The sequence below is a fragment of the Escherichia sp. E14V7 genome, assembly GCF_004212225.1.
Lineage (GTDB): Bacteria > Pseudomonadota > Gammaproteobacteria > Enterobacterales > Enterobacteriaceae > Escherichia.
The window spans coordinates 219,090-231,260 of the sequence record NZ_RHJJ01000016.1 but is presented as its reverse complement, the minus strand read 5'-3'; the positions used below and the strand labels follow the sequence as shown (position 1 = coordinate 231,260).

The 12,171-nt window shown below is 49.9% G+C and carries 11 protein-coding genes; 8 read left to right on the top strand and 3 right to left on the bottom strand.

Annotation, left to right across the window (positions count from 1 at the left end; genetic code table 11):
- Positions 1-17 precede the first annotated feature (17 nt).
- From lpfC-O113 to phoU, 7 genes are all read left to right on the top strand, one after another.
- Positions 18-2,540, top strand: coding sequence for a long polar fimbrial usher protein LpfC-O113 (gene lpfC-O113 / locus D9741_RS19110; protein ID WP_130215088.1), 2,523 nt, complete (start codon positions 18-20; stop codon positions 2,538-2,540).
- Between the two features lie 10 nt (positions 2,541-2,550).
- Positions 2,551-3,621 (top strand): fimbrial protein, encoded by a 1,071-nt coding sequence (locus D9741_RS19105; RefSeq protein WP_130215090.1) that lies wholly within the window; start codon positions 2,551-2,553, stop codon positions 3,619-3,621.
- 247 nt (positions 3,622-3,868) lie between these two features.
- Complete coding sequence (pstS, locus tag D9741_RS19100; RefSeq protein ID WP_000867162.1) at positions 3,869-4,909, top strand: phosphate ABC transporter substrate-binding protein PstS; 1,041 nt, start codon at positions 3,869-3,871, stop codon at positions 4,907-4,909.
- Between the two features lie 86 nt (positions 4,910-4,995).
- Positions 4,996-5,955, top strand: a complete 960-nt coding sequence (pstC, locus tag D9741_RS19095; protein WP_000741620.1) for a phosphate ABC transporter permease PstC — start codon at positions 4,996-4,998, stop codon at positions 5,953-5,955.
- Entirely contained in the window at positions 5,955-6,845 is an 891-nt protein-coding gene (pstA, locus tag D9741_RS19090; protein WP_130215092.1) for a phosphate ABC transporter permease PstA, read from the top strand. Before pstC ends, pstA begins: the two co-directional genes overlap by 1 nt.
- Before the next feature lie 90 nt (positions 6,846-6,935).
- The gene (gene pstB / locus D9741_RS19085) at positions 6,936-7,709 is read left to right on the top strand and encodes a phosphate ABC transporter ATP-binding protein PstB (protein WP_000063126.1); all 774 of its coding nucleotides are present in this window, start codon (positions 6,936-6,938) and stop codon (positions 7,707-7,709) included.
- A gap of 14 nt (positions 7,710-7,723) precedes the next feature.
- Positions 7,724-8,449, top strand: a complete 726-nt coding sequence (gene phoU, locus D9741_RS19080) for a phosphate signaling complex protein PhoU (protein ID WP_130206818.1) — start codon at positions 7,724-7,726, stop codon at positions 8,447-8,449.
- A gap of 93 nt (positions 8,450-8,542) precedes the next feature.
- On the opposite strand, the gene yieH is transcribed toward phoU, so the two are convergent.
- On the bottom strand, positions 8,543-9,208 hold the full coding sequence (gene yieH, locus D9741_RS19075) for a 6-phosphogluconate phosphatase (RefSeq protein WP_130215094.1): 666 nt from the start codon (positions 9,206-9,208) through the stop codon (positions 8,543-8,545).
- Between the two features lie 166 nt (positions 9,209-9,374).
- On the opposite strand from yieH, the gene adeP reads away from it, so the two are divergent.
- A complete protein-coding gene (gene adeP / locus D9741_RS19070) occupies positions 9,375-10,712 on the top strand; it encodes an adenine permease AdeP (protein ID WP_064525932.1) in 1,338 nt (445 codons plus the stop codon).
- Positions 10,713-10,765: 53 nt separating this feature from the next.
- Here adeP and yieF read toward each other — a convergent pair whose 3' ends face one another.
- Together yieF and D9741_RS19060 are read right to left on the bottom strand one after the other, a co-directional pair.
- Positions 10,766-11,332 (bottom strand): class I chromate reductase YieF, encoded by a 567-nt coding sequence (yieF, locus tag D9741_RS19065; protein WP_130215096.1) that lies wholly within the window; start codon positions 11,330-11,332, stop codon positions 10,766-10,768.
- A 21-nt stretch (positions 11,333-11,353) separates the two neighbouring features.
- Complete coding sequence (locus tag D9741_RS19060) at positions 11,354-12,103, bottom strand: 4'-phosphopantetheinyl transferase superfamily protein (RefSeq protein WP_130206812.1); 750 nt, start codon at positions 12,101-12,103, stop codon at positions 11,354-11,356.
- Positions 12,104-12,171 lie beyond the last annotated feature (68 nt).

The window sequence follows — 12,171 nt, the reverse complement described above, 5'->3', positions numbered from 1 at the left end:
ATAAGGATAGGCGTATTATGATGACGACCAGAATAGTGGTTGGCCTCACGGCAGGGACGTGTCTGATTTTCTCGCAAAGCCTGATGGCCGAGGTCAGTGTATTCAATCCGGCGCTTCTGGAAATCGACCATAAATCCGAAGTCGATATTCGTCAGTTTAACCGGGCAAATATGATGCCTCCTGGCGTTTATAGCGTTGATATTTTTATTAATGGGAAAATGTTTGAACTTCAGGATGTTACTTTTGTTCAGGATAACCCCGATGCCGATCTACACGCCTGCTTTATTGCCATTAAAAAAACGCTGGCCTCTTTTGGCGTAAAAGTTGATGCCTTGAAGTCGCTCAATAACGTGGATGAAACGACCTGCCTTGATCCTGCGCCACGTATTGAAGGCTCATCCTGGCAGTTCGACAGTGATAAATTACAACTGAATATATCCATTCCCCAAATCTACATGGACGCAATGGCTTTTGATTACATAAGCCCCACGCGTTGGGATGAGGGGATTAACGCGCTCACTATCAACTACGATTTTTCTGGTTCACATACCCTGCGTTCGGATTATGGTTCTGAGGAGACAGATACCAGTTATCTCAATTTGCGCAACGGGCTGAATATTGGGTCATGGCGGCTACGTAATTACAGTACCTTAAACACCACTGATGGTCGGGCGGAATACAACTCTATCAGCACCTGGATACAGCGTGATATTGCGGCATTAAGAAGCCAGATTATGATCGGCGATACGTGGACGGCGAGCGATATTTTTGACAGTACACAAATCCGCGGAGCACGCCTGTATACCGACAACGACATGTTACCTGCCAGCCAGAATGGGTTTGCGCCAGTAGTTCGGGGAATTGCAAAATCCAATGCCACTGTCATCATTCGCCAGAATGGCTACGTGATTTATCAATCTGCCGTTCCACAAGGTGCCTTTGAAATCACCGACCTCAACACTGCCAGCACAGGTGGCGATCTGGACGTGACTATCAAAGAAGAAGATGGTAGCGAACAACGATTCACCCAACCTTATGCCTCTTTGGCGATCCTCAAGCGTGAAGGTCAGACTGATGTTGATGTCAGTGTGGGGGAATTGCGCGATGAAGATGGCTTTACCCCTGATGTTCTTCAGGCACAGATCCTTCATGGTTTTCCCCATGGTTTTACATTGTATGGTGGCATACAGGCTGCTGAAAATTATGGTTCTGCCGCTCTGGGCGTGGGTAAAGATCTAGGTTCTCTGGGCGCAATTTCTTTTGATGTGACACATGCCCGCGCGAAATTTAGTCATGATGATACGGAAACCGGTCAGTCTTATCGCTTTCTGTATTCGAAACGTTTTGATGATACGGATACCAGCTTGCGCCTGGTTGGCTATCGTTACTCCACCGAAGGCTATTATACCCTCAATGAATGGGCGTCCCGGCGTAATAATCCTGAAGATTTTTGGGAAACCGGTAACCGCCGCAGCCGTGTGGAAGGAACGCTAACGCAATCACTGGGCAGAGATTATGGCAACTTATATCTGACATTAAGTCGCCAACAGTACTGGCATACCGATGATGTTGAACGATTAATGCAATTTGGCTACAGCAGTAGCTGGAAGCGTCTCTCGTGGAACGTCTCCTGGAGTTATTCCAATACTGCCCGGCAGGGGACGGGTAACAACCATGCCAGTGATAACACCAGTGAGCAGATCTACATGCTCTCTTTATCTGTTCCTTTATCGGGCTGGTGGGGGAATAGTTACGCCACCTATTCTGTTTCACAAAACGATAATTCCGGTAGCTCACATCAACTTGGACTCAGTGGTACGGCTCTGGAGAGAAATAATCTTTCCTGGAATTTAATGCAGTCCTATAACAGCCGTGATGATGAAGTCGGCGGTAATATGTCACTGACCTATGACGGAACTTACGGCACAGTGAACGGCAGTTATAACTACAGCCAAAATTCCCAGCGACTTAATTATGGTATCAGGGGTGGGATTCTGGCGCACAGTGAAGGCTTAACGTTAAGCCAGGAGTTGGGTGAAACAATCGCTCTCGTTAAAGCGCCAGGGGCCGCAGGGCTGGAAATTGATAATATGCGTGGTGCTGCGACAGACTGGCGCGGCTATACGGTCAAGACACAGCTAAACCCTTATGATGAAAACCGGGTAGCAATCAGCGATAACTATTTCTCGAAGTCGAATATAGAACTTGATAATACCGTCGTCACGATGGTGCCTACCCGTGGCGCGGTGGTTAAGGCCGAATTTGTTACCCACGTGGGTTATCGCGTTCTTTTCAGGGTAATGAATGCAAAAGGTAAACCAGCACCTTTTGGCGCTATTGCTTCTGTACAAAATACAAGCTCCGCTGATTCAGGAATTGTCGGTGACCAGGGAGAACTTTATCTCTCGGGCCTTCCTGAAAAGGGGCAGGTGATGCTCTCCTGGGGTGAAAATGCCGTCACTAAATGCACCTTCGATTATTCCCTTTCAATACCAGAAAGTGAGAGCGGCTTAATTGAACAAGGTGTGACATGTCATTAAAAGGATTTTTATGAATAAGTATATTATACAGTGGTGCTTTACTGTTTTTATCTTCTCCTTTAGTGGCGCAACACTTGCGGCCCCAAAAGGTATCTGCACTTCAGATAATGGGGCCTTTCATAGCACACTTGATTTTTCAGGCTATCTGATTACGGCAGACGAGAACAGAGTGGGAGAGACCTTTAATAAAACCGTGACAAATGGGGACACTTATCCTGCTCACTGCCATTGTGATACAGGGAAAGTGGGGGAGTTTCCTTATATTTACTATACAGCGAGAATAAACGAGGCCTTAAGTTATGCGGGTGTTCGTTCTAATGTAAACTACTTTAATTTGAATCCTAATTTGGATGTTGGAATATCGATAGACCTTCTCGGTGTAGGATACATTAATGCACCTTTTGAATACCATGCTAACAGGCCTACTGGAGGTTCATATAAATGTAGTCGCACGGACCCATTAAGTATTTCCAGTGGTGCAAAAGCAATAATTTATTTTTATATTAAGAAGACTTTTGCTGGAAAGTTAATTATTCCTGAAACTCTCGTGGTGAAATTGTACGGAACCATAAGCCGTGACACTCCGGTTGATTACTCACAACCTATGGCGGATGTTTATATTCGTGGCGATATCACTGCACCGCAAAGCTGTGAAATTAACAGTTTAAGACCCATTAATTTTGATTTTAAAGAAATTCCTGCGGCAGATTTTTCTTCGGTAGCTGGAAGTACCGTGACAACGCATAAAATTACCAAAACCGTCACCATTGAGTGTGAAAATTTAGGAATACTAAATACTGATGATATCAGTACCTCTTTTTATGCTACCGAACCCAGTACTGACAACTCAATGGTCGTGACATCAAACCCGAACGTTGGGATTAAAATTTATGATAAAAATAATAAGGAAATCAATGTTAACGGTGGTGAACTGCCGACAGATATGGGTAAATCAACCGTCTTTGGTGAAAAAGCAGGTAGCGTCACTTTTTCTGCTGCTCCTGCAAGCCTTACGGGGGCTCGCCCCGCGCCAGGAACATTTACCGCGACTGCAACGATAACAATTGAGATTGTACGCTAAACGAACTGACAGCGGTGTTCCTCACACCGTTGTCATCTTACGCATTTTTGTCCGCGAGTTTTCACTCTGCATGACAAAAAGGTGACATTACTTTTCTTTTTCTTAGTCAATAAAATCAAAAAGTTAACTAATAATTCTGATTTGTCATAAAACTGTCATAAACCTTACATATAACTGTCACCTGTTTGTCCTATTTTGCTTCTCGTAGCCAACAAACAATGCTTTATGAATCCTCCCAGGAGACATTATGAAAGTTATGCGTACCACCGTCGCAACTGTTGTCGCCGCGACCTTATCGATGAGCGCTTTCTCTGTGTTTGCAGAAGCAAGCCTGACAGGTGCAGGTGCAACCTTTCCTGCGCCGGTGTATGCCAAATGGGCTGACACTTACCAAAAAGAAACCGGTAATAAAGTTAACTACCAGGGTATCGGTTCTTCCGGCGGCGTAAAACAGATTATCGCTAACACCGTTGATTTCGGTGCTTCTGACGCGCCGCTGTCTGACGAAAAACTGGCTCAGGAAGGCCTGTTCCAGTTCCCGACCGTAATTGGCGGCGTGGTACTGGCGGTTAACCTGCCGGGGCTTAAGTCTGGCGAACTGGTGCTGGACGGTAAAACTCTCGGCGACATCTACCTGGGCAAAATTAAAAAGTGGGATGATGAAGCCATCGCCAAATTGAATCCGGGTCTGAAACTGCCTTCACAGAATATCGCTGTAGTGCGCCGTGCAGATGGCTCCGGGACTTCCTTCGTCTTCACCAGCTACCTGGCGAAAGTGAACGAAGAGTGGAAAAACAACGTTGGTACTGGCTCTACCGTAAAATGGCCGATTGGTCTGGGCGGTAAAGGTAACGACGGTATCGCCGCGTTCGTTCAGCGTCTGCCGGGTGCAATTGGTTACGTTGAATATGCTTACGCGAAGCAGAACAACCTGGCGTACACCAAACTGATCTCCGCTGACGGTAAACCGGTTAGTCCGACCGAAGAAAACTTCGCTAATGCAGCAAAAGGTGCAGACTGGAGCAAAACATTCGCTCAGGATCTGACCAACCAGAAAGGCGAAGATGCGTGGCCTATTACCTCTACCACGTTCATTCTGATCCACAAAGATCAGAAGAAACCAGAACAAGGCACAGAAGTGCTGAAGTTCTTCGACTGGGCGTACAAAACCGGGGCTAAACAGGCGAACGACCTGGATTATGCCAGCCTGCCGGATAGCGTAGTTGAACAGGTTCGCGCAGCGTGGAAGACCAATATTAAAGACAGTAGCGGTAAGCCGCTGTACTAATAAAACTCCAGGCCGGGTACGGTGTTTTACGCCGCATCCGGCATTACAAAATGACTTTGTAAACGCGTTTAACTGAAGAGTAACTTATGGCTGCAACCAAGCCTGCTTTTAACCCACCGGGTAAAAAGGGCGACATAATTTTCAGCGTGCTGGTAAAACTGGCGGCGCTGATTGTGCTATTGATGTTGGGTGGCATTATTGTCTCTCTGATCATCTCCTCCTGGCCGAGCATTCAGAAATTTGGTCTGGCTTTCCTGTGGACCAAAGAGTGGGATGCACCGAACGATATCTACGGGGCGCTGGTACCGATCTACGGTACGTTGGTGACTTCGTTTATCGCGCTGCTGATCGCCGTCCCGGTGAGTTTCGGTATCGCCCTGTTCCTGACCGAGCTTGCGCCTGGCTGGCTGAAGCGCCCGCTGGGTATCGCCATTGAGCTGCTGGCAGCCATTCCAAGTATCGTTTACGGCATGTGGGGCCTGTTTATCTTTGCGCCGCTGTTCGCCGTTTACTTCCAGGAGCCGGTCGGCAATATCATGTCGAATATCCCGATTGTCGGCGCGCTGTTCTCCGGCCCGGCCTTTGGTATCGGTATCCTCGCGGCAGGCGTGATCCTCGCCATCATGATCATTCCGTACATTGCGGCGGTAATGCGCGATGTGTTCGAACAAACCCCGGTGATGATGAAAGAGTCGGCCTACGGTATTGGCTGCACCACCTGGGAAGTTATCTGGCGTATTGTTCTTCCGTTCACCAAAAATGGGGTAATCGGCGGCATTATGCTGGGGCTGGGCCGTGCGCTTGGTGAAACGATGGCGGTGACCTTTATCATCGGTAATACCTACCAGCTCGACAGCGCTTCGCTGTACATGCCGGGCAACAGTATCACCTCTGCACTGGCCAACGAATTTGCCGAAGCGGAATCCGGTCTGCACGTTGCCGCACTGATGGAACTGGGCCTGATCCTGTTTGTGATTACCTTCATCGTCCTCGCCGCATCGAAGTTTATGATTATGCGCCTGGCTAAGAATGAGGGGGCACGCTAATGGCTATGGTTGAAATGCAAACCACTGCGGCGCTGGCGGAATCCCGCCGCAAAATGCAGGCGCGTCGCCGCCTCAAAAACCGTATTGCACTGACTCTATCGATGGCGACGATGGCCTTCGGTCTGTTCTGGCTGGTCTGGATTTTAATGTCCACCATCACTCGCGGTATCGACGGTATGTCGCTGGCGCTGTTCACTGAAATGACGCCGCCGCCAAATACGGAAGGCGGTGGTCTGGCGAACGCCCTGGCGGGTAGCGGGCTGTTAATTTTGTGGGCCACGGTATTCGGTACGCCGCTGGGCATTATGGCGGGGATTTATCTGGCGGAATATGGTCGTAAATCCTGGCTGGCAGAAGTGATTCGCTTTATTAACGACATTCTGCTCTCCGCGCCGTCGATTGTGGTTGGTCTGTTTGTTTACACCATCGTGGTGGCGCAGATGGAGCACTTCTCCGGCTGGGCGGGTGTGATTGCACTGGCGCTGTTACAGGTGCCGATTGTTATCCGCACCACCGAGAACATGCTGAAACTGGTGCCGGACAGCCTGCGTGAAGCGGCTTATGCGCTGGGTACGCCGAAGTGGAAGATGATCTCCGCGATTACGCTGAAAGCGTCGGTGTCCGGGATTATGACCGGTATCCTGCTGGCGATTGCCCGTATTGCTGGTGAAACCGCGCCGCTGCTGTTTACCGCGCTCTCCAACCAGTTCTGGAGCACGGACATGATGCAGCCGATCGCCAACCTGCCGGTGACGATCTTTAAGTTTGCGATGAGTCCGTTTGCGGAATGGCAGCAACTGGCCTGGGCCGGGGTGTTGATCATTACCCTGTGCGTACTGCTGCTGAACATTCTGGCGCGCGTTGTTTTTGCGAAGAATAAACACGGTTAACACTTTGCCGGATGCGGCGTGAACGCCTTATCCGGCCTACGGTAAGCCTGATTAGCGAAGTGCATCAGGCACGATGAGGAAAAGATTGCAATGAGTATGGTTGAAACTGCCCCGAGTAAAATTCAGGTTCGTAATTTGAACTTCTACTACGGCAAATTCCATGCCCTGAAAAACATCAACCTGGATATCGCTAAAAACCAGGTTACGGCGTTTATCGGGCCGTCCGGCTGCGGTAAATCGACGCTGCTGCGTACCTTCAACAAAATGTTTGAACTGTATCCAGAGCAGCGCGCGGAAGGTGAAATTCTGCTCGATGGCGACAACATCCTGACCAACACTCAGGATATCGCTCTGCTGCGTGCGAAAGTGGGCATGGTGTTCCAGAAACCGACGCCGTTCCCGATGTCCATTTACGACAACATCGCCTTTGGCGTGCGTCTGTTTGAGAAGCTCTCCCGTGCTGACATGGACGAGCGCGTGCAGTGGGCATTGACCAAAGCCGCATTGTGGAACGAAACCAAAGATAAATTGCACCAGAGCGGTTACTCTCTCTCTGGCGGTCAGCAACAGCGTCTGTGTATTGCGCGTGGTATCGCCATTCGCCCGGAAGTGCTGCTGCTCGACGAACCGTGTTCGGCGCTCGACCCCATCTCTACCGGGCGTATTGAAGAGCTGATCACCGAACTGAAGCAGGATTACACCGTGGTGATCGTCACCCACAACATGCAGCAGGCTGCGCGTTGTTCCGACCACACGGCGTTTATGTATCTGGGCGAATTGATTGAGTTCAGCAACACGGACGATCTGTTCACCAAGCCAGCGAAGAAACAAACAGAAGACTACATCACCGGTCGTTACGGTTGATTCAGGAGTGCGTTATGGACAGTCTCAATCTTAATAAACATATTTCCGGCCAGTTCAACGCCGAACTGGAAAGCATCCGCACGCAGGTGATGACCATGGGCGGCATGGTGGAGCAGCAGCTTTCTGATGCAATCACCGCGATGCACAACCAGGACAGCGATCTGGCGAAGCGGGTCATCGAAGGCGATAAAAACGTCAACATGATGGAAGTGGCAATCGATGAAGCCTGCGTGCGCATTATTGCCAAACGTCAGCCGACGGCGAGCGACCTGCGTCTGGTTATGGTTATCAGTAAAACCATTTCCGAACTGGAGCGTATTGGCGACGTGGCGGATAAAATCTGTCGCACTGCACTGGAGAAATTCTCCCAGCAGCATCAGCCGTTGCTGGTAAGCCTGGAATCACTGGGGCGTCACACTATCCAGATGTTGCACGACGTGCTGGACGCGTTTGCGCGTATGGATATTGACGAAGCGGTGCGTATTTATCGTGAAGATAAAAAAGTCGATCAGGAGTACGAAGGGATTGTTCGTCAGTTGATGACCTACATGATGGAAGATTCGCGCACCATTCCGAGCGTACTTACCGCGCTGTTTTGCGCACGTTCAATCGAACGTATTGGTGACCGCTGTCAGAATATCTGCGAATACATCTTCTACTACGTGAAGGGTCAGGATTTCCGTCACGTCGGCGGCGATGAGTTGGATAAATTGCTGGCAGAGAAAGATTCGAAAGCGTAACGCAAACTGTAGGCCGGATAAGGCGTTTACGCCGCATCCGGCAATCTGCGAGTACGAAATCAGCCCGGAGAAATGCTCACCGGGTTTCTTTATTTATCGCGTAATATCCCATCCCCTAGCCTTCCACAGAGCAGGTAACTGCGCCAACTCGGTAAAGGTGGTGACTTTCGGATGAACGATCGGCTTATTGTGCGGGTCAGCGCAGAAGTAAAACACTTCCATACCGGCATCGATTCCTGACTGCGCACCGGCGCTGGAGTCATCGACCAGAATGCAGTTTTCAACGTTCACATTCATCGCTTTTGCCGCATGGAACATTAATGCCGGGTCGGGCTTCCAACGCTGAATGTCGTAACCGCTGAACAGTTTTTCCGGGAAATAGTGCAGCATATTGAGCTTACCAAGCGAATGCTGCATCTTGCTGACCGGGCCGTTAGAGACGACGCACATCGGCACTTTCACACTAGCCAGCAATTCGTTCGCTCCTGCAATCACCTCAAGCTCGCTATCAAACAGGCGCGCCACTTCCGCACGGTAAACGTGTTCGGCATCGGCACGGACCATTTCTACGCCCTGTTCTTTGCTAATGATGTCGATGATTTCGTAGAGTTTTACGCCTTTAAAGCGGGTAAAAATTTCTTCAAGGTCAACGTTAATGCCAAATTCCCTGAACATCGTGACATAGGCTCGAGAGCAAATGACCTCACTGTCGACCAGCGTACCGTCGCAGTCGAAAAATACCGCTTCTATCTGGGACATGTCTTTCCTTTATCGTTAGTTTAACGTTTTCGTCAGGCATATTCGCATGACGCAATCGTTGCCGTATAAGCAAATACAATGAAAAAAAGTTATCTTCAGCCGTCCATATTGTCTCATTTTGGTATACGATAGCGACGTATTTTCCCTCCTTGTTCGGAAATAGATAATGAGTCAACAACACACAACCCAGGCTTCTGGCCAGGGGATGCTGGAACGCGTGTTTAAACTGCGCGAACATGGCACGACGGCACGGACCGAAGTGATCGCCGGTTTTACCACCTTCCTGACGATGGTTTACATCGTTTTTGTTAACCCGCAAATTCTTGGCGTTGCTGGCATGGACACCAGCGCCGTCTTCGTCACCACCTGTCTGATTGCTGCGTTCGGCAGTATTCTGATGGGGCTGTTTGCTAACCTGCCAGTCGCGCTGGCACCCGCTATGGGCCTGAATGCGTTCTTCGCTTTTGTGGTTGTACAGGCGATGGGCTTGCCGTGGCAGGTCGGGATGGGCGCAATCTTCTGGGGCGCGATTGGTCTGCTGTTACTGACAATCTTCCGCGTTCGCTACTGGATGATTGCCAACATTCCGGTGAGTCTGCGTGTGGGGATCACCAGCGGTATCGGCCTGTTCATTGGTATGATGGGGCTGAAAAACGCAGGTGTGATTGTCGCTAATCCAGAAACGCTGGTGAGTATCGGTAATCTGACTTCTCACAGTGTGCTGCTGGGTATCCTCGGCTTCTTCATCATCGCTATTCTGGCTTCACGTAACATTCACGCAGCGGTGCTAGTTTCTATCGTGGTGACGACGCTTCTGGGCTGGATGCTGGGTGATGTGCACTACAACGGCATTGTCTCCGCGCCGCCGAGCGTGATGACCGTGGTGGGGCATGTGGATTTAGCTGGTTCATTCAACCTCGGACTGGCTGGCGTGATTTTCTCTTTCATGCTGGTTAACCTGTTTGACTCCTCCGGTACGCTGATTGGCGTGACTGATAAAGCAGGTCTGGCGGATGAGAAAGGTAAATTCCCGCGCATGAAGCAGGCGCTGTATGTCGACAGTATCTCTTCCGTGACCGGTTCGTTTATCGGTACTTCTTCTGTTACAGCGTATATTGAGTCCTCCTCCGGTGTTTCCGTTGGTGGGCGTACTGGTCTGACGGCAGTGGTTGTTGGTTTGCTGTTCCTGCTGGTTATCTTCCTGTCGCCGCTGGCGGGGATGGTGCCTGGCTACGCCGCGGCTGGCGCGCTCATTTACGTTGGCGTACTGATGACCTCAAGTCTTGCGCGTGTGAAATGGCAGGATCTCACCGAATCCGTTCCGGCGTTTATTACTGCCGTGATGATGCCGTTTAGCTTCTCGATTACCGAAGGTATTGCGCTGGGCTTTATCTCCTACTGCGTGATGAAAATCGGTACAGGCCGTCTGCGCGACCTTAGCCCGTGCGTGATTATCGTGGCGCTGCTGTTTGTGCTGAAAATTGTCTTTATCGACGCCCACTAAAATCGATAGCGCGTTAAAAACCCGCCATGCATGATTGCTGGCGGGTTTTTTATTTAGATCTTAACCCGTTGAATAAACTCGCCAAATGCGGTCAACTGCCCGGTCAGGTGGTCCAGCGTTCCCGGATCAATCACTTCTCCAGTCTGTGGATCGACTTTGTTCTGAATCACGCCGCCCATAAACTCTGGTTTGTTCATTACCATTGCATCCAGGAAGACCAGAATCTGGCGCAGATGATACTGACAGCGTGCGCCGCCAATTACGCCCATTGAGCTGGTCTGAATCAACACCGGTTTACCGGCCAATGGCTGATCGGGCAGGCGGGAAAGCCAGTCGATGGCATTTTTCAGTCCACCCGGCACCGAGTAGTTATATTCCGGCGTCACGATCACCACACCATCCGCCTGACGAATCTGTTCCGCCAGAGCTTCAACCGTTGCTGGAAAACCGTCTTCCTGCTGTACGTCTGCGTCATATAAGGGAATGTCAGCAATAGATGGCAACGCGTTAACTTCCATACCCGCTGGGGCAATTTTCGGCAGCGTACGTGCAACCATGCCATTAAATGAACCTTTGCGCAGGCTTCCCAATAACGTAACCACCTTCAATTTTTCAGACATGATGACTCCTGTGGTTGTCTATCAATTTGGCAAAAATGACTTCACGGTAGAGAGCTGGGCAAAACGCATCATCCGGCTGGTTGGATTATTGGCGCGGCTGTGAATATCCGGCAGGCTTTTCCAGCCTTGCTTGCCATCAAACTCCCAGACATTGAGCTTTTCAATCGCTGGGCTGACCGCCACGGACCATACCAGCACTTCCTCTGCGTCGCATATCGCTTCTACATGATTTACATGGGCACATTTCAGGCGTCCCGCAATGGGCATTAACTGCAGATTTCGCGGGTCGTCATTCAAAACATCACCGGTAAGTTTTAGCACGCTTCGGCGCAGCGTGATGAGCTGCGCTCGCGCTTCGTTAGGATCGTTTTGCTTACTGATCCATAGTGATTCATTGCTGGAAAAAGCATGGTTATCGGGCGCGTGAGGGCTATGAAACCCGCGAGTCGCGCGCTGTAGTTCCATATCGAGGCCACATTCACCTTCAGTTGTTAACGCCACTCCGACCATGTTTCCGGCATAGGCTATTGAAAATGATGGTAAATTTTTATCGTGGAAAACCGGTTTTCCTTTAGCCTGGGTGACGATTTCCGGCAATTCACTAATGCCGTACAGCAAGAACATCAGTTCTGCGAGTAAACCTCTGGACGCCAGGAAACGACTTTGACGATGAGGGGGAAGATTTAGGGCTTCTTGATGACACTGGGAGGGTAGACGAACAGATATCAGGTGTCCTTCCGTTAAAATCCCTCGGGCAAAGTGAGTCGCCATTTTTCGCTCCATGCTTAATGGTCCATTATGAATACAGAGTAATCATTTACTAAAATTATGGACAGACT